Genomic DNA, 17,281 nt, shown 5'->3' on the forward strand with positions numbered 1-17,281 from the left:
AGTGTGAGAACAAGCTAAGTTCTTCTCGGATCGAGTTGTACTGACTTTGAGAACAACCTGGGAGGCGAGCATGGACGAGCGGACGTTCCTCGAGGGCTACGACCCGGCCGGCTTCCCGGCGGTCGCCGTGACGGTGGACGTCGTCGCCCTGACCATCCGCGACGGCCGGCTGCACGTGCTGCTGGTGGAGCGGGGCGCGCACCCGTTCGCGGGGTGGCGGGCGCTGCCCGGCGGCTTCGTGCGCGACGAGACGCTCGACGCCGCGGCGCTGCGGGAGCTCGCCGAGGAGACCGGCCTGCGGCCCGGCGAGGGCGCGCTCGACCGGGTGCACCTGGAGCAGCTGCGGTCGTACGGCGACCCCGGGCGTGACCCCCGCATGCGGGTCATCTCGGTGGCGTATCTGGCGTTCGCGCCGAGCCTCCCCGATCCCCGGCCCGGCAGCGACGCCGCTGGTGCGTTCTGGGTTCCGGTGGACGAGGTGGCCGAGCTCGCCTTCGACCACGCCGCCGTCCTCGCCGACGGGCTCGACCGCGCCCGCGCCAAGCTCGAGTACACGCCGCTGGCCACCGCGTTCGTCGGCCCCGAGTTCACCATCGCCGAGTTGCGCGCGGTCTACGCCGCGGTGTGGGGCGAGGAGCTGCACGCCGGCAACTTCCACCGCAAGGTGCTCTCCGTTCCCGGCTTCGTCGAGAGCACCGGCGAGACAGCACCCCGCGCCGGCGAACGCGGCGGCCCCAAGCCCCGCCTCTACCGCGCCGGCGACGCGCGTCTCCTGCACCCCGCGCTTCTGCGTCCGGCCAGGGAGGACGGGATCCGGTGATGTCCGACTGCACCGAGCATCGCTCAAGTAAGAGGGGGACGGCCGTGACGGCGAGGGCCAGGAGGACACACCCAGCAGACTCAGTGATGTCCTTCGAGGACGCTGTGCGGGCGATCGGGCGCGCCAGGGCCTTTCCTGATCTGTTGAGCGGGGAGCTTGCGGTTGTCGACCCGGGCTACGCGTACCGGATGCTTGTCAAGATCGTGCACCCGGATGTCGTGCCGGCCGCTCGGCGGGCGACCGCGACGGAGGCCGCCGCGAAGCTCTCCACGTTGTGGGCGCGGGCGCAGAACCGGACCCTGACCACCCGGCGGGCGACCTACCGCCTGGGTGACCGGTTCGCGAGCGGTGACCTCGCCGACCTGTGGGAGGCCGGCGACGACGCGCTGCTGAAGCTCCCGCGGCAGCCCGGCGACAACGACCTCATGCGGGCCGAGGTCACCGCGCTGACCACGTTGTGGCGCGACGGCGATCCGCGGCACCGGGCCTACGCGCCCCGCCTGATCGAGTCCTTCACCCACGAGGACGACAAGGGCTGCCGGCGCACCGCCGCGATCCTGGAACGGCAGCGGGGGTTTGTGCCGCTGACCGGCCTGGAGCGCCGCCTCGACCCGCGCGACGTGGCGTGGATGTGGCGGCGGCTGCTGACCGGCCTGGGCTGGGCGCACCGCGCGGGCGTCGTGCACGGCGCGGTGCTGCCGGAGCACGTCCTGATCCACCCGGGCGAGCACGGCCTGGTGCTCGTCGACTGGTGTTACAGCGTGGCGCCGCTCGGCACCGTGCCGGCCGTCGTCGCGCGGCACCGCGCCGCGTATCCGCCGGAGGTGCTCGGCAAGCGGCCGGCCACCGCGGCCACCGACATCTTCATGGCGACCGGGCTGATGCTGCGCCTGATCGACGACCCGCCCGCGCGGATGCGGCGCTTCGCAGCGGGCTGCCGCTACGACTCGCCGCGCATGCGCCCCCGGGACGCGTGGAAGCTGCTCGCCGAGTTCGACGAGCTGCTGGAAGACCTGTACGGGCCGCGGACGTTCCGTCCGTTCGCCCTGCCGACCCGATAGCAGAGGAGATCATCATGGGAAGTGGACGCTGGTCCACCGACGTGTACTCGGCCGCGGCCTCCTACCGCGCCGCCACCGGCACGAGCGCCTTCGCCTACAGCGACAGCGGCGCCCGGAAGGCCCACCCCGCCCTGGACCCGCTCGGGGTCGCCGCGCGGGAGAGCCGGGACAGCGACGAGCACCCGGACAGCACGCCCATCGCCGTGCTGTTCGACGTCACCGGTTCGATGGGCACCGTCCCGCGGACGCTGCAGACGAAGCTGCCGCAGCTGCTGGGCCTGCTGACCCGCAAGGGGTACGCGACCGACCCGCACATCATGTTCGGCGCGGTCGGCGACGCCACCTGTGACCGGGTGCCGCTGCAGGTCGGGCAGTTCGAGTCGGACAACCGGATGGACGACGACCTGGCCCGCATCGTGCTCGAGGGCGGCGGGGGCGGGCAGCGCACCGAGTCGTACGAGCTGGCCATGTACTTCATGGCGCGGCACACCAGCCTCGACAGCGTGGCGAAGCGCGGCCGGCGGGGCTACCTGTTCCTGATCGGTGACGAGATGCCGTACGGGCAGGTCAAGCCGAAGGAGGTCAGGCGCTTCATCGGCGACGACCTGCGCGAGCCGATCGGCGTCGAGCAGATGATCGCGGAGCTGCAGCGCACCTTCGACGTGTACTTCATCGTGCCGACCGCGGCCGGCTGGGGCGGGGACGCGCAGATCCTGGCGCACTGGAAGCGGCTGCTCGGCCAGCAGGTCATCGAGCTGGACGACCTGGACGCGGTGTGCGAGACGATCGCGCTCACCGTCGGGCTGGGCGAGGACGCGATCGACCTCGACGCCGGGCTGGCCGACCTGGTGGACGTCGGTTCCGCCGCGGGTGCCTCGGTCGGCCGGGCGCTCGCGCCGATCGGGTCGGGCCGGGGTGCCGTCGTCCGGTCCAGCGTGGACACCGGCTCGGCCGGGTCGGGGAACGAGCGGCTGTGAACGGGCACATCGCGGTCGCCGACCTCGGCTACGGCGATGCGGGCAAGGGGACGGTGGTGGACGCGATCTGCGCTTCGAACCGAATCGCCGCGGTGATCCGGTTCAACGGGGGAGCGCAGGCCGCGCACAACGTCGTCGCGGGCGGACGGCACCACACGTTCGCGCAGTTCGGGGCGGGCACCTTTCACGGGGTGCCCACCCACCTATCCCGGTTCGTCGTGGTCGACCCGCTCGCGCTGGCCGCCGAGGCGGCCTCGCTGGGCAACCCGTTCCACCTGCTCACCGTCGACGGCGAGGCGCTGCTCGCCACGCCGTGGCACCGGGCCGCGAACCAGGCCGCCGAGCGCCGGCGCGGCGGGGCGCGGCACGGTTCGTGCGGCATGGGCATCGGGCAGACCATGGCGTACGCCCTCAGCCACGCCGACGCCCCCCGGGTCGCCGACGTGCTGTCGCCCGCCCGCCTGCGCCGCCGCCTCGCCGCGGTCCGGGACCGGCTGACGGAGTCGTACGGCGAGCTGGACGCGCCGCCCCTCGAGGACGTGGCCGCCGCCTTCACCGCGTTCGGCGCGACGGTGTCCATCGTGGACGGCAGTCACCTGGATGACCTGCTCGGCCAGGGTCCGTGTGTCTTCGAGGGGGCGCAGGGCGTGCTGCTGGACGAGTGGCGGGGCTGGCACCCGTACACGACGTGGTCCACGACGACGTTCGACAACGTGGCGGCGCTGTGCGACTCGTTCGAGCGGCTCGGGGTGGTGCGCACGTACACGACCCGGCACGGCGCCGGCCCGTTCGTCACCGAGGCACCACTCGATCTGCCCGAGCGGCACAACGGGGTGGGGGAGTGGCAGGGCGCGTTCCGGGTCGGCCACTTCGACGCGGTCGCGCACCGGTACGCGGTCGAGGTGGCCGGCGGGGTGGACGCACTCGCCGTCACCCACCTCGACGCCCCGGACCGCTGCCCGCAGTTGCGCGTCTGCACCTCGTACGACGTCGCCGGGGCGCGCTGGGACCGCATCGAGCCGGGCCCGTTCCAGGTCCTGGAGCACCAGGCCCGGCTCACCGGGGCGCTGGCCGGTGCGCGCCCGCGGGACCTGCACCGCCCGGTGGACTGGGCCGGCGAGATCGGTGACCTGCTGGGCGCGCCGGTACGGCTGGAGTCGTGGGGCCCCGACCGCGCCGACAAACGCCTGGCTGTTGCCGCCTAAAGAACGGCCCCGCCAAGGTCGAGCTGGTCGTGCTGGGCGAGCCACCGTACGGCCTCGCGGAGCGCGTCCAGCGAGGAGTATCGCGGCTGGTAGCCGAGCACGGCCCGGGCGCGGTCGATGCTTGCCGCGATGCCGCGCTCGATGTGCTCGCGGGTCGTGCCGGCGTGCTCGGCCCCGACCCGGCGCTCGAACTCCGGCCAGTCGACCAGGTCGAGGACGGCTTCCCGGCCGAACCAGCCGGCCGCACCCATCGCCAGGCCGCGGCAGGTCATCGCCTGCTCGGCGACCACGTGGAAGCTGGACCCGGCCGCGGCGGGCCGGGACAGCGCCCGCTCGAACGCCTGCGCCACGTCGTCGGCGTGTACGTGGTTCAGCACACCCTGGCCGAGCGCGGGCAGGGCGAGCGGTTCGCCGGTCGCGAGCCGCCGCCAGACGTCCGGGTCGAGGTTGCCGGCGGGCGTGATGACCGGCCACCCCGGCCCGCTGATGTGGCCGGGGTGCAGAACGATCGACGGCACGCCGCCGGCGAGCGTCTCGCGGTGCAGCAGTTCCTCGATCGCCGCCTTGCCGGTGCCGTAGTCGCCGTACGCCGTCCGCGGCTCGTCCTCGGTGACGGGCACCCGGGCCGCGCGCCCGTGCACCCAGATGGTGCCGCAGTGCAGCAGCAGCGGGCGCGACGGCCGCAGGGCGTCGACGAGCTGCCGGGCCGACTCGGGCGTGAAGCAGATCATGTCGATCACGGCGTCCGGGCGCAGGCCGGCGATCCGCTCCCCGAAGGTGCCGGCCGCGTCCTCGGCTTCCCGGTCGGCGGTCACTTTCCGCACAGCGCGCCACTCGGGGGCGTCCTGGTACGGCGCGCGGCCGCCCCGGCTCACCGCGACCACCTCGTGCCCCGCGCGGACCAGCCGCGGGACCAGATAGGTGCCGACATGGCCGGTCGCCCCGATCACCACCACTCGACGCATGAGGGAAGCTTAGGGCGTGTCCTGCCGGATGCTGGAAAAACCGGTTCAGTCGAGACGTGTAGGAACCCGCCGCCGTGGAAACGCATGGAGGCATGTCTATTGATGCTGAGAAGCCGGTCATCTGTCCCGCCCGTATCACGCTGGACGCGGCCCAGCTGGGCTTCTTCGGCAGCCTCCCGGCGGAGGCGCCGAGCGTGCAGTCCGAGCTGGGGTGCGAGCTGGAGCGGGGGCACGAGGGCTCGCACGCGGCCCTCGGCGCGCAGGTGGGCGCGACGATGTGGTGGATCCAGTGGACGCTGAGCGCGTCGGAGATCAACCCGTACACCTGGTGCCCGGTCGGTGAGCCCGCCGCGCCGAGCCGCGACGAGCTGGATTGCGGCCTGTTCGTCGGCCATCCCGGCCGGCACGTGCCGGCCGGGCGGCCCTGGCAGGTCAGCGAGGTGACCTGAAACGGTTCAGTGAAGCGGTGAGTCAGAGGTACATGCCGGTCGGGGGGTCGGTCGCCGGGACGGTGACCGGCCGGGCGCCCGTCCGCAGCGCGTACAGCTCGGCGAGCGTCGCGCCGTCCGGGCCGATGCCCTGCAGGGTGCCGAGCCAGGCGGTGGCCTCCGCGTACGGCAGGCGCCCGACCTGGATGCTGGCGAGGCACCGCCCCGGCCGGACCACCGCGGGGTGCAGCGACGCCAGATCCTCGTTGGTCGTGATGGCGATCAGCGCGTTGCGCCCCTGGCCGAGCAGCCCGTCGGTGAGGTTGAGCAGGCGCGACAGCGACTGCCCCGCGCTCGCCTTGGCCTCACCGCTGATCAGCTCGTCGCAGTCCTCGAGCATGAGCAGCCGCCAGCGCGGTTCGTCGTCGTCGCCACCGCCGAGGGCCACGCTCATCAGGTACGCGGGGTCGCCGAACAGCCGCTCCGGGTCCAGCACGCAGTCCACCTGGCACCACGTGCGCCACTGCTGGGCGAGGGCGCGCAGGGCGGTGGTCTTGCCGGTGCCCGGCTCGCCGTGCAGGAGCAGCAGCCGGCCGTTGACCGCGCTGCCGTCGAGGGTCATCAGCTGCTCGAGCGTACGGGCGACCGGCGCCGCGTAGTTGCCGCGGATCTTGTCCCACGGCGCCGCGTCGATCTCCCGCTGGACCCGGCGAGGGCCGTGCGGGCCGAAGTGCCAGAAGCCGATCGGCACGCTGTCCGCGGCGGGCTCCGGCTCCTCGACCGCGTCGGCGGTGGCCGTGGCCAGCACGGATTCGGCCAGCTCGGCGGTGACCGCGGTGACCGTGACACGGGCCCGGCGGCTCTGCTTCCAGCGGGTGACGTGCAGCGTCCAGCCGTCGCCGGTGGAGAGCCGGCCGTGGCTGTCCTCCTCGTGGGCGTCGCGCACGACCCGGGCGTCGTCGGTGGTCAGCGGCGCGTCGGCGCGGACGTTCTCCAGGTAGGTCGTGCGGCCGAACGGCTCGCGGCCGGTGACGAACGCGTCCAGCGCGAGCAGATCGACCACGTCCACCAGCCGGTCGCCGTCATCGACGGATCCGGCCAGCGGCAGCGGGCTGGGAGTGGGCGGGGCGACCGCCGGCTCCACAGCGCGGCTGCCGAGCCGGTCGACGGACTGGTGGGGGGTACGCATCCATCCATGATCGGCTCAACCGGGCCCGCGGTCATCCCGTTTTCGGCCAGTTGGCCCGAACGGGACCCGTGACCTGCGAGGCTGCATTTTCCAAGATCAACGATCGCGGGTAAGGTGAGGTTTACCTAACCGATCACCAGGAGGCCCCGACATGGCGACCCACCCGCTCATCTCGCGCCGTGGTCTGCTCTTCGGCGCAGCGGGCGTCGCAGCCGCCGGACTGCTCGCCGCGTGCGGCGACAGCGATGACACCGGCACCCCCGCGGCCGGCGGCGCGTCGGCACCGGCCGGCGGCGGATCCTTCCCCGCCACGGTCACCCACCAGTTCGGCACCACGACCGTCGAGCAGGCGCCGAAGACGGTCGTCTCGCTCGGCTGGGCCGACGCGGACGTGCTGCTCGCGCTCGGCGTCGTCCCGGCCGGCATCCTCGACTGGTTTCAGGCCTGGCCGGTCGGCGTGGGCCCGTGGGCGCAGGCCAGGCTCGGTGGCGCCAAGCCGACGGTCCTCAAGGGACCGGAGATCAACTTCGAGCAGGTCGCGACGCTGCGGCCCGACCTCGTCACGTTCACCAAGAGCGACAACGTCAAGGCGACGTGGGAGCAGCTGGAGAAGCTGGCGCCCACGCTCAGCGGCCCGGCGGGCACCCAGCCGTACGGCACCACGCTCAAGGACCAGACGATCCTGATCGCCGAGGCGCTCGGCCGGAAGTCCGAGGGCGAGGCGCTGGTCGCCGCCAACGACAAGGCGCTCGCCGACGCCAAGGCCGCCAACCCCGGGTTCGCCGGCAAGAGCGTCGTGGTCGCCGCCGCGTTCAACGGGCAGTACGGCGCGTACACCCGCGGGGACGGCCGGGTGCAGTTCATGGAGGCCCTCGGCTTCCAGAACTCCCGGAAGATCGAGGACCTGAAGCCGGCGAACTTCTACGCCGAGGTCTCCAAGGAGCGCGTCGGCCTGCTCGACGCCGACCTCACCGTGATCTTCGGCATCGGCGCGGGAGCGGAGCTCAAGAAGGACGCCGTGCTCAACAGCATCCCGTCCGCCAAGGCGGGGCGGCTGCTGATCATCGACGACGCCGACCTGGTCAACGCGTTCTCCACCAACTCGGTGCTGAGCACGCCGTACACGCTGGAGAAGTTCGTACCGATGGTCAAGGACGCCCTGGCGTGACCGCGGTGGCCGAGCGGGACCACGCGGCCGCCGAACGCGCCGGATACCCCGCCCTGCAGGCGCGCGTCCGCGCCCGGGGCGGGCTGACCACGCGCGGCCTCGGGCTCGTCGCCGCGGTGGCGGCACTGGCGGCCGTCGCGGCGCTCAGCGTCGCGGTCGGCACCAAGTCGATCCCGCTCGGCACCGTCTGGGACGCCCTGGACGGGCACGCGAGCGTCCCGGGACGCGCCGAGGACGTCCGCATCGTCCTCGACCTGCGCATCCCGCGGACGCTCATCGGCCTCGCCGCCGGCGTCGCGCTCGGCCTGGCCGGCGCGCTCATGCAGGCGCTGACCCGCAACCCGCTCGCCGACCCCGGCATCCTCGGCATCAACGCCGGCGCCGCCGCGGCCGTCGTGCTCGCGATCCGTGTCCTCGGCGTTGCCTCGCTCACCGGCTACATCTGGTTCGCGTTCGCCGGCGCGGCGGGCGCGTTCGCCGTCGTCTACCTGCTCGGCACCCGCGGCCGTTCCGGCGCCTCCCCGGAACGCCTCGCGCTGGCCGGGGCGGCGGTCGGCGCCGCCCTGCTCGCCGTCGTCAACGCGGTCTCGCTGCTCGACGCCACCACCTTCGACCGCTACCGGCTCTGGCAGGTCGGCTCGCTCGCCGGACGCGACCTCTCCGTCCTGTACGGGGTCCTGCCGTTCATCGCCGCCGGCACGCTGATCACCCTCGCGCTGGGGCCGTCGCTCAACGTCGTCGCGCTCGGCGAGGACACCGCCCGGGCGCTCGGCGCCAACCTCAACCGCACCCGGCTGCTGTCCGCCGTGGCCGTCGTCCTGCTGTGCGGGGCGGCCACCGCGGCGGTCGGGCCCATCGCGTTCGTCGGGCTCGCCGTGCCGCACATCGCCCGTACGCTCGTCGGGCCCGATCAGCGGTGGCTGCTGCCGTACTCGCTGGTCCTCGCCCCGGCCCTGCTGCTGCTCGCCGACATCGCGGGCCGGGTGCTGATGCGCCCGGGCGAACTGCAGACGGGACTGGTCACGGCGTTCGTCGGTGCGCCGGTCTTCCTCGCCGTCATCCTCCGCCGCCGTATCGTGCCGCTGTGAGCAGACGGCTGACCCTGCGCGCGCCGGGTGTCGCCCTGCGCCTCGACCTGCGCACCCTCGGCGTGACCGCGCTGCTGGTCGTCGCCGCGGCCACCGTCGCGGTGTGGACGGTCGCTGCGGTGGGCGTACGCCTCCCGCTCGCCGACATCGCCGAGATCCTGCGCGGCGGCGGCCGCCGCTCGGACCGCTTCATCCTGCTCGACCTGCGGCTGCCCCGGGTCACCCTGGCCGTGCTGACCGGCGCCGCGTTCGGCCTGTCCGGTGCGGTCTTCCAGAGCCTGTCACGCAACCCGCTGGGCAGCCCGGACATCGTCGGCTTCACCACCGGAGCGGCCTCCGGCGCGGTCCTCGCCATCCTGGTCGGCGGCGCGGGCCCCGGTGGCGCGGCCGTCGGCGCGGTCATCGGCGGCATCCTCACCGCCCTGATCGTGTACGCCCTCGCATCCGTCGGCGGCGGCGCGATCCGGCGCATCGTGCTCGTCGGCATCGGCATCAGCGCGATGCTCGTCGCCCTCAACAGCTACCTCATCGGCCGCGCCCGCCTCGACGCCGCCCAGGCCGCCGCGGTGTGGCTCGTCGGCACGCTCAACGGCCGCACGTGGGAGTACGTCCGCCTGCTCGCCCTGGCGCTGCTCGTGCTGACCCCGCCGCTGCTCCTGCTCGGCCGGCGGCTCCGCATGCTGGAGATGGGTGACGAGTCGGCCCGTTCGCTGGGCGTACGGGTGAACCGCTCCCGCCTGATCCTCGTCCTGCTGGCCGTGGCGATCTGCGCGGTGGCGACGGCGGCGACCGGCCCGGTGGCGTTCGTGGCGCTGGCCGCGCCGCAGATCGCCAAGCGTCTCACCGGCTCCGCCTCGCTGCAGCTCGTGCCGTCCGCGGTCACCGGCGCGCTGGTCATGGTGCTCAGCGACTTCGTCGCGCAACGGCTGCTGGCCCCCGCCCAGCTGCCCGTCGGCGTGGTCACCGGCGCGGTCGGCGGGGCGTACCTGGCCTGGCTGCTCAGCGTGCAATGGCGGAAGGGAAGCTGATGACGTCACGGCTGTCCGGGTCCGAGCTGACCCTCGCGTACGACAAGCGCGTGGTCGCCGCGGGCCTCGACGTGACCGTCCCCGACGGCTCGTTCACCGTCATCGTGGGCCCCAACGCCTGCGGCAAGTCCACATTGCTGCGTGCCCTCGCCGGGCTGCTCGCCCCGCGGCAGGGGTCGGTGGTGCTGGACGGCAAGGACATCGGCTCGTACCGCGCCAAGGAGGTGGCCCGCCGTCTCGGCCTGCTCCCGCAGTCGGCGACGGCACCGGAGGGGATCTCGGTCGCCGACCTGATCGCCCGCGGCCGCTACCCGCACCAGAAGCTGCTGCGCCAGTGGACCCCGGAGGACGAGAACCAGGTCGCGGCGGCGATGGAGGCCACCGGCGTGACGGCGCTCGCGGACCGGGCGGTCGACGAGCTCTCCGGCGGCCAGCGGCAACGGGTCTGGATGGCGATGGTGCTCGCCCAGCAGACCGACCTGCTGCTGCTCGACGAGCCGACGACGTACCTCGACATCGCGTACCAGATCGACCTGCTGGACCTGTGCGCCGACCTCAACGAGCAGGGCCGCACGCTGGTCGCCGTCCTGCACGACCTCAACCACGCCTGCCGCTACGCCACCCACCTCATCGCGATGAAGGACGGGCGGGTGGTCGCGGCCGGCGACCCGGGCACGGTCATCACGGCGGACCTGGTCCACGACGTGTACGGGCTGCCGTGCGAGGTGATCCCGGACCCGCAGACCGGCACGCCGCTCGTGGTACCGGCCGCCCGGTCGGCCCGGGGCGGTCGCCTGACCCGCTGAGCGCGGCTTGACGCTGCCGGCCGATGGCAGGGCCGGAGCGGGTCGCGGCTTGGTGCTACCAGTCGGTGACCGGGCCGGTCCGGGGGAGCTCGCGGCCGGGCGGCAGGGCGGCCAGGAGCAGGGACAGGGCGGCGAGGGCGGCGCCGGCCAGGAACAGCGCGGACATCGTCGGCTGGCCGAGCCACTCCCACAGCTGGGTGCCCCGGACCTGCGGCTCACTGCGCAGCGACGATCCGACCAGCGCGACCGCGGCCGTCGTCGGCACCCACCAGAACATCATGGCCAGTCCGAACGGGACGATGACCGCAACGCGCGCCGGGTGGCCGGGCCGGCCGGTGCGCCGGCTCGCCCAGGCGAAGAGCAGGAACGCGATCGCCCCGGCCGCCAGGGCGCCCGCCACGCCGCCGATCCAGGCGGCGGCCGGCGTGGGGCGGCGCACGATCGCCGTCAGCACGGCTGCCCGATCGGCGTGTGCCGGCCTCGCCTCCAGGGTCAGCGTCCAGCCGTCGCGGACGGCTTCGATCCGGATCGACCGCGCGCCCGCCGCCGGATCGCCGGGCACGTCGGTGCGGATCGGCGCGTGGACTGTCCAGCCGGTGAGCACCAGGCGCGCGGTGACCTCCCGCGCCGGAGTCTCCGGGTCTGTGCCGGACGGTAGCCCGACCCGCGCACCCGCCGTCGCCGCCCGGTGCTCGGTGACGCTCGCGAACAGCACGCCGTCGACGTCGTCCCAGCTCAGCCCGCGGCTCAGCAGCGCGAACCGGGACGACGAGGAGGAGGACGGCGGCTCGACGGTCTCCACGTCGCTGCCGGGCGCGACGTCGGCGAGCAGCGCCCGGGCCCATCCCGGCTCCGGCAGCGGGCCGGAGGTGCGCCAGCCCGCCCACGAGCCGAAAGCGGCGCCGAACACGCCGGCGATGACCGTGGTGAGCACCGCGCACACCACCGCCGCGCGGCTTCCGGGCCGGCCGATCCGGGTACGCAGCCCGTGCCCGAGCAGGTTGACGACCTCGCGCACGGCCGGGCGGCGTCCCTCGGCGAGCAGCGGCTCGAGCAGCTCGGCGCCGTGCTCGCGGCGGTAGTCCCGCGGATAGGTGACCAGCATCCACCCGTACGGCATCACGCCACCCCCGGCCGCGGCGCCCGGCGGAGCCGTTTCTCCGCCGCGGCCGCGAGCTCGCGCAGGCGGACGGTCTCGGCCCGGAGCGCGCCGAGCCCGTCGGAGGTGAGCCGGAAATAGCGGCGCCCGCGGCCGTCGACCCGCTCCTCCCGGTCGAGCACGACGAGTCCTTCGGCGGTGAGCCGCTCGAGCGCCGTGTAGAGGGTGCCGGTCAGCAGCTTCACCCGTCCGCCGGACAGCTCGCCGACCTCCTGGATGATCCCGTACCCGTGCCGTGGCCCCTCGGCCAGCGCGGTCAGGATGAGGAACGTGGGCTCTCGCATGGCCATGCCCGCACTATAGGTAATTGATCAACCTATGGTCAACGGTCCCGGATCAGGTCCAGCAGCCCGGGGAAGCGTTGTCCCAGCTCCTCGTAGCGCAATGTCACCAGCCGCCGGGTGCCCTGCACGCGGGTGCGGATCAGGCCGGCCTCGCGCAGCGCCTTGACGTGGTACGACAGCGTCGACTTGCCGATCGTGACGCCGGTTTCCCGCAGGGCGTCGCTGCCGCAGACCCAGTCGCCGGCGGCGTCCAGCGCCCGGACGAACCTCAGCCGGACGGGGTCGGCGAGCGCGGCCAGCACGACGTCGATCGGTACGGCTTCGAGGGCGGGCTCCGGCACGTCACTCACCGGCCGAAGTGTAATCGAATCTTGCGCAACGTTCGATCGTCATCGTACCGTTCGATCTGCATCGAACATTCTCGAGCCGGGCGAGGGCACACCATGAAGGCGATCATCTACCGCGAGACCGGCGATGCCGGCGTACTGCAGCTCGTCGACCGGGACCTGCCGGCGCCGGGACCCGGGGAGGTCCGGGTCCGGGTCGCCGTGTCCGGGGTCAACCCGACCGACTGGCAGGCCCGTTCCGGCGTCGCTCACCGCAAGCAGTTCCCCGAGGTCACCCCGCACCTCGACGGCGCGGGTGTGATCGACGCCGTCGGCGCGGGCGTCGACCCCGCGCGGACCGGCGAACGGGTCTGGCTGCTGCTGGCCGCCGCGGGACGGCCCACCGGCACCGCCGCCGAGTTCACCGTCGTGCCCGCCGACCAGGCCGTACCGCTGCCCGGCGAGGCGAGCTTCGACGTCGGCGCCTCGCTCGGCGTCCCGGCGCTCACCGCGCACCGCGCGCTCACCGTCGCGGAGGACGGCCCGCGCCGGCTCCACCCGGGTGCGCTCGACGGGAAGGTCGTGCTCGCCGCGGGCGGCGCGGGGGCGGTCGGGCACGCGGTGATCCAGCTCGCCCGATGGGCCGGCGCCACCGTGATCACCACGGTCAGCGGCCCGGAGAAGGCCCGGCTCGCCGCCGCCGCGGGGGCCCATCACGTGATCAATTACAAGGGCGACCCGGCCGCGGGCATCCACGGGGTCGCGCCGGACGGCGTCGACATCGTGGCCGAGGTCGCGCTGGGCGAGAACCTCCCGCTGGACCTGGCCGTCCTGCGCCCGCGCGGCACGATCTCCGTCTACGCCAACGACGGTGGCGCGCCGGTCGACCTGAACGTGGGCCGCAACCTGGTGCTCAACACCCGCCTTCAGTTCCTGGTGCTGTTCACCGCCGGTCCGCAGGCGCGCGCCGCGGCCGTCGAGGACGTCGCCGCGGCGGTCCGCGCCGGCGCCCTGCCGGTCGGTGCCGAGCACGGCCTGCCGCTCCTGCGATTCCCGCTCGACCGCACCGCCGACGCGCACCGGGCGGTCCAGGCCGGTGCGGTCGGCAAGGTGCTGGTGGACGTCACATGCGGGTGAGCACGAAGACCGGGATCTGGCGGTCGGTCTTCTTCTGGTAGTCCGCGTACGCCGGCCACACCTCGACCGAGCGGTCCCACCAGATCTCCCGCTCCTCGCCGGAGACCTCGCGGGCCGTGTAATCGTGCTTCTCCGCGCCGTCCTGGAGCTCGACGTGCGGGTTCTTGGCGATGTTGTGGTACCAGACCGGATGGGTCGGTGCGCCGCCCTTGGACGCGACGACCGCGTACTCGCCGTCGTGCTCGACGCGCATCAGCGGGGTCTTGCGCAGCTTGCCGGACCTCGCGCCCACCGTGGTCAGCAGGATGATCGGCACGCCCTGCAGCGTGTTGGCCTCGGCGCCGCGGCTGGCCTCGAACTTCTCCGCCTGCTCGCGCGCCCAGTCGGACGGGCTGGGGGCGTACTCGCCGGTCAGTGGCATGGTGATCCCTTCACAGTGCTAGTAGTCCGGCGGCGGTCGGCCGGAAACCGCACGCCTGCAGGTAGAACGACGACAGCTCCGGCAGGAAGTCCACGTGCAGCCAGCGGCAGCCGGCCCGGCGGGCCCGATCGGCGGCGGTCGCGACCAGGGCCGTGCCGACGCCGGCGCCGCGCACGTCCGCGGCCACGACGGTGTCCAGCACGAACGCGTGCTGCCCGCCGTCCCACGGCACGTTGACGAAACCGACGAGCCGGTCGCCGTCGTACGCGCAGACCCAGCCCAGGCTGTGCCGGCGTACCCGGTCCACCCAGTCGGTGCCCTGCGGTTCGGTGCCGAAACCCGCGGCGTGCAACGCGTCGAGCTCGGCGTTGCCGAAGGCGGCCCGCCAGCCGTACGTGATCGTCACGCCTGAAGCGTAGAGCCGGCCAGCGTCGCGGCGAGGGTCGCGTTGCGCGCGGCGAACGCGGCCCAGCCCGGTGGCGCCGGCCGGGCCGGCCGGGTCGTGCGGCGCTGCGTCCACGTCCGCAGCCGGCCGTCGCGGACCGTGAACGAGACCAGGAAGCCGTCCGACCAGCCCTCGACCGTGAGAGCCGCCGCGTCGCGGGTCGTCACCCGCTGCGGCGCGGTCACCCACTCCAGCGCCCGCAGCTCGTCCTGGACGCGGGCCGCCAGCTCGAACGCGAGAGCTTCGGCCGCTCTGTCGCGTACCCCCGCCAGAAGAGCCTGCGCCGCCGCGACCGCGACGGCCTCGCGGTGCAGCACCGACGCGACGGCCGCGGCCAGGTCCTCGCGATCCGCCGGCGTGACCCCGCGCCGGGCGGCGAGGTCACGCTCGGCGCCGGTCAGGCCGGTCCTGGTGTACGCCAAGGGGTGCACCCGGTGCAGCGCCTGCACCGCCGCCCGGGCCCGCACCCCGCCCAGGTACGGCCCGAACACACTCACGCCCGGCGCCGTGGCCACCGGCTCGTGAACGGCCCGCACCCCCGCGGTCGCCGGCCGCGCATCCAGCACCAGGTACGCGGGGACCTCCTGCCCGCCGCGCGTCCGGTTCCACCGCGGCAGCGACTCCTCCAGCAGGTTGCGTTCCAGCCACGCCGCCTCGTGCACCGAATCGCAGGTCAGCGCCTCGATGCGGGCCACCCGCGGCACCATCCGGGCCAGATGCCGCCGGTCGCCCAGGCCACCCCAGTACGACGCCACCCGCGAACGCAGCCCCGTGGCCCGGCCGACGTAGAGCACCCGGCCGCCCTCGTCGCGGAACCGGTAGACGCCGGGCGACGACGGCAGTGCGGCGATCATGCGCCGGATCTCGGGACCCACCGGGACAGTATCCGCCCGGTAGGGTTCGGCCATGCCTTCGATCGTCGCCGGCGGCGTCACCCTGCACTACGAGGAGGCCGGCCGGGGCGACCCCGTGCTGCTGCTGCCGGGCACCGGCGCGCGCGGGCGGACCTGGGCGCTGCACCAGATTCCCGCGCTGGTCGCGGCCGGTCACCGCGCGATCGCCCTGGACAACCGCGGCGCCGGCAAGAGCGGGCCGGCCGCGCCGGGCCTCACCGTCGGCGACCTCGTCGCCGACGCGGCCGCCGTGCTCGAGCGGGTCGCGGGTGGTCCCTGCCACGTGGTGGGCACGTCGCTGGGGGCGTTCATCACCCAGGAACTTCTTCTCGTACGCCCGGAGCTGACGGCCAGTGCGGTCCTCATGGCCTCCCGCGCACGCCCCGACCCGATCTCGCTCGCGCTGGCGGCGGCCGACCGGCAGCTCGCCGAGGCGGGAACGGCGCTGCCGCCGGCGTACGACGCGGTGAACCGGGCCCTGCAGAACCTCTCGCCGCGTACCCTCGCCGACCCCGAGGCGGCCCAGGACTGGCTCGACATCCTCGAGATGTCCCCGGCCGACTGGCCGGACCCCGGCCTGCGCGCCCAGGCACAGGTGACAATGGACACCGACCGCCGGGCCGCGTACGCCGCGATCGGTGTCCGTACGCTCGTCATGTCCTTCGCCGACGATCTCATCGCGCCGCCCGCGTGTGGCCGCGAACTGGCCGCGGCCATCCCGGGAGCGGAGTTCGTGGAGATCCCCGGCGCGGGTCACTACGGCTATCTGGAGCAGCCGTCGGCCGTCAACGACGCGCTGGTGCGCTTCCTCGAGGACTCGCCCGCATGATCGACCGCATCCTGCCGCCGCACGTCCGATCCGCGTACGCCCTCGCCGACCCGCCCGCGGCCACCCTCTTCCCGGAGGAAGCCGCCCTGGTCGCGGCCGCGGTGCCCAAGCGCCGCGACGAGTTCACCACGGCACGCCACTGCGCCCGCGAGGCCCTCTCGACCCTCGGCATCCCGCCCGCGCCGATCCTGCGCGGCGACCGCGGCGCGCCGGTCTGGCCGCCCGGCATCGTCGGCAGCCTCACCCACTGCGCGGGCTACCGGGCGGCGGCCGTCGCGCGGGCCTCGGACGTGACCGGCATCGGCATCGACGCCGAAACCCACGGGCCACTGCCGGCGGGTGTGCTCGGCCTGGTGGCGCTGCCGGCGGAACGCGAACACCTGACGGAGCTGGCCGGCTCGCACCCGGAGACGTACTGGGAACGCTTGCTGTTCAGCGCCAAGGAATCGATCTACAAGGTCTGGTTCCCGCGTACGGGGGAGTGGCTCGGGTTCGAGGAGGCCGAGGTGACGTTCGACCCGGGGGCGGCCGGGTTCACGGCGCGGATCTTGCGGGACGGGCCGTTCTCGTCGCTGGCCGGTCGGTACCTCGTGGTGGACGGGCTGGTGCTGACCGCGATCGTCCTTCCCTGACCGTGCTGTCCTTGCGGGACGCGGCGGCGTCCGTGGTCGGCGTTGCTTGGCGCGGTGGCGTTCTTGGTCAGCCTTGCTTGACGCGGCGGCGGGTGCGGAGCAGGGCGAGGCCGGCGATGACCGTGGCGATCGCTCCCAGGACCAGGGCGACCACCGCCCCGGCCAGCCCGTTGCCCGTGCCGAGCCCACCCGCGGCGTTCGCGGCGTGCAAGCCGCCGACGACGGCACTGACCAGCCCGGCCGTCATCGCCGCGGCCGCCGCCCGTTCGGCACCGGCACGGCCCGTCCGGGCCAGCGCCCACCCGCCGACCACCACGCCGGCCAGCGCGATCAGGGCGGCGATGCTGGGAACCAGCCGGCCCTCGCCGAGTTCGTACGACATGGCTTGCCTCCTTCGACAGCAGTTGCCGACGATCGTCA

At 74.0% G+C, this 17,281-nt stretch carries 21 protein-coding genes; 12 read left to right on the forward strand and 9 right to left on the reverse strand.

The window, feature by feature from the left end; all coding sequences use genetic code 11:
* Positions 1–70: 70 nt before the first annotated feature.
* From IT780_RS38235 to IT780_RS38250, 4 genes are all read left to right on the forward strand, one after another.
* Positions 71–820 carry an NUDIX hydrolase gene (locus tag IT780_RS38235; RefSeq protein ID WP_199516759.1) on the forward strand — a complete coding sequence of 250 codons (750 nt, stop codon included), beginning with the start codon at positions 71–73 and terminating at the stop codon, positions 818–820.
* 143 nt (positions 821–963) lie between these two features.
* Entirely contained in the window at positions 964–1,881 is a 918-nt protein-coding gene (locus IT780_RS38240) for a protein kinase family protein (protein ID WP_199516760.1), read from the forward strand.
* Between the two features lie 14 nt (positions 1,882–1,895).
* On the forward strand, positions 1,896–2,858 hold the full coding sequence (locus IT780_RS38245; protein WP_199516761.1) for a hypothetical protein: 963 nt from the start codon (positions 1,896–1,898) through the stop codon (positions 2,856–2,858).
* A complete protein-coding gene (locus IT780_RS38250) occupies positions 2,855–4,063 on the forward strand; it encodes an adenylosuccinate synthetase (RefSeq protein WP_199516762.1) in 1,209 nt (402 codons plus the stop codon). The genes IT780_RS38245 and IT780_RS38250 overlap by 4 nt, the downstream gene beginning before the upstream one ends.
* Here the strand turns inward: IT780_RS38250 and IT780_RS38255 are convergent.
* Entirely contained in the window at positions 4,060–5,028 is a 969-nt protein-coding gene (locus IT780_RS38255) for an NAD-dependent epimerase/dehydratase family protein (RefSeq protein WP_199516763.1), read from the reverse strand. The genes IT780_RS38250 and IT780_RS38255 overlap by 4 nt on opposite strands.
* 92 nt (positions 5,029–5,120) lie before the next feature.
* On the opposite strand from IT780_RS38255, the gene IT780_RS38260 reads away from it, so the two are divergent.
* Positions 5,121–5,477 carry a hypothetical protein gene (locus IT780_RS38260; RefSeq protein WP_199516764.1) on the forward strand — a complete coding sequence of 119 codons (357 nt, stop codon included), beginning with the start codon at positions 5,121–5,123 and terminating at the stop codon, positions 5,475–5,477.
* Between the two features lie 22 nt (positions 5,478–5,499).
* Here the strand turns inward: IT780_RS38260 and IT780_RS38265 are convergent, their stop codons facing one another.
* Positions 5,500–6,645, reverse strand: a complete 1,146-nt coding sequence (locus IT780_RS38265; protein ID WP_199516765.1) for a DUF5925 domain-containing protein — start codon at positions 6,643–6,645, stop codon at positions 5,500–5,502.
* 151 nt (positions 6,646–6,796) lie between these two features.
* Between IT780_RS38265 and IT780_RS38270 the strand changes: the two genes are divergently transcribed.
* The 4 genes from IT780_RS38270 (at position 6,797) to IT780_RS38285 (ending at position 10,735) form a co-directional block, all read left to right on the forward strand.
* A complete protein-coding gene (locus IT780_RS38270; protein ID WP_199516766.1) occupies positions 6,797–7,813 on the forward strand; it encodes an ABC transporter substrate-binding protein in 1,017 nt (338 codons plus the stop codon).
* A 116-nt stretch (positions 7,814–7,929) separates the two neighbouring features.
* Positions 7,930–8,901, forward strand: coding sequence for an iron chelate uptake ABC transporter family permease subunit (locus tag IT780_RS38275; protein WP_199516795.1), 972 nt, complete (start codon positions 7,930–7,932; stop codon positions 8,899–8,901).
* A complete protein-coding gene (locus IT780_RS38280) occupies positions 8,898–9,929 on the forward strand; it encodes a FecCD family ABC transporter permease (RefSeq protein WP_199516767.1) in 1,032 nt (343 codons plus the stop codon). Before IT780_RS38275 ends, IT780_RS38280 begins: the two co-directional genes overlap by 4 nt.
* On the forward strand, positions 9,929–10,735 hold the full coding sequence (locus IT780_RS38285) for an ABC transporter ATP-binding protein (RefSeq protein WP_199516768.1): 807 nt from the start codon (positions 9,929–9,931) through the stop codon (positions 10,733–10,735). Before IT780_RS38280 ends, IT780_RS38285 begins: the two co-directional genes overlap by 1 nt.
* Positions 10,736–10,790: 55 nt before the next feature.
* Here IT780_RS38285 and IT780_RS38290 read toward each other — a convergent pair whose 3' ends face one another.
* Genes IT780_RS38290 through IT780_RS38300 form a run of 3 tightly spaced genes read right to left on the reverse strand, consistent with a single transcriptional unit; the run spans position 10,791 to position 12,528 of the window.
* The gene (locus tag IT780_RS38290) at positions 10,791–11,855 is read right to left on the reverse strand and encodes a hypothetical protein (protein WP_199516769.1); all 1,065 of its coding nucleotides are present in this window, start codon (positions 11,853–11,855) and stop codon (positions 10,791–10,793) included.
* A complete protein-coding gene (locus IT780_RS38295) occupies positions 11,855–12,178 on the reverse strand; it encodes a PadR family transcriptional regulator (RefSeq protein ID WP_199516796.1) in 324 nt (107 codons plus the stop codon). The genes IT780_RS38290 and IT780_RS38295 overlap by 1 nt, the downstream gene beginning before the upstream one ends.
* A 38-nt stretch (positions 12,179–12,216) precedes the next feature.
* The gene (locus IT780_RS38300; RefSeq protein ID WP_199516770.1) at positions 12,217–12,528 is read right to left on the reverse strand and encodes an ArsR/SmtB family transcription factor; all 312 of its coding nucleotides are present in this window, start codon (positions 12,526–12,528) and stop codon (positions 12,217–12,219) included.
* A 93-nt stretch (positions 12,529–12,621) separates the two neighbouring features.
* Here IT780_RS38300 and IT780_RS38305 point away from each other — a divergent pair, with 93 nt between their 5' ends.
* Positions 12,622–13,641, forward strand: a complete 1,020-nt coding sequence (locus tag IT780_RS38305) for an NADPH:quinone reductase (protein WP_199516771.1) — start codon at positions 12,622–12,624, stop codon at positions 13,639–13,641.
* Here IT780_RS38305 and IT780_RS38310 read toward each other — a convergent pair.
* Genes IT780_RS38310 through IT780_RS38320 form a run of 3 tightly spaced genes read right to left on the reverse strand, consistent with a single transcriptional unit; the run spans position 13,628 to position 15,382 of the window.
* Positions 13,628–14,062, reverse strand: coding sequence for a nitroreductase family deazaflavin-dependent oxidoreductase (locus tag IT780_RS38310; protein WP_199516772.1), 435 nt, complete (start codon positions 14,060–14,062; stop codon positions 13,628–13,630). The two genes, IT780_RS38305 and IT780_RS38310, sit on opposite strands and share 14 nt — an antisense overlap.
* 10 nt (positions 14,063–14,072) lie before the next feature.
* Entirely contained in the window at positions 14,073–14,468 is a 396-nt protein-coding gene (locus tag IT780_RS38315; RefSeq protein WP_199516773.1) for a GNAT family N-acetyltransferase, read from the reverse strand.
* Positions 14,465–15,382 (reverse strand): nucleotide excision repair endonuclease, encoded by a 918-nt coding sequence (locus tag IT780_RS38320; RefSeq protein ID WP_199516774.1) that lies wholly within the window; start codon positions 15,380–15,382, stop codon positions 14,465–14,467. The genes IT780_RS38315 and IT780_RS38320 overlap by 4 nt, the downstream gene beginning before the upstream one ends.
* Before the next feature lie 31 nt (positions 15,383–15,413).
* On the opposite strand from IT780_RS38320, the gene IT780_RS38325 reads away from it, so the two are divergent.
* Positions 15,414–16,229 carry an alpha/beta fold hydrolase gene (locus IT780_RS38325; RefSeq protein WP_199516775.1) on the forward strand — a complete coding sequence of 272 codons (816 nt, stop codon included), beginning with the start codon at positions 15,414–15,416 and terminating at the stop codon, positions 16,227–16,229.
* Positions 16,226–16,861 (forward strand): 4'-phosphopantetheinyl transferase family protein, encoded by a 636-nt coding sequence (locus IT780_RS38330; protein ID WP_199516776.1) that lies wholly within the window; start codon positions 16,226–16,228, stop codon positions 16,859–16,861. Before IT780_RS38325 ends, IT780_RS38330 begins: the two co-directional genes overlap by 4 nt.
* Before the next feature lie 67 nt (positions 16,862–16,928).
* Here IT780_RS38330 and IT780_RS38335 read toward each other — a convergent pair whose 3' ends face one another.
* Positions 16,929–17,243 (reverse strand): DUF6223 family protein, encoded by a 315-nt coding sequence (locus IT780_RS38335; RefSeq protein ID WP_199516777.1) that lies wholly within the window; start codon positions 17,241–17,243, stop codon positions 16,929–16,931.
* Positions 17,244–17,281 lie beyond the last annotated feature (38 nt).

It is taken from the genome of Nucisporomicrobium flavum, assembly GCF_016464385.1.
GTDB lineage: Bacteria > Actinomycetota > Actinomycetes > Mycobacteriales > Micromonosporaceae > Actinoplanes > Actinoplanes flavus_A.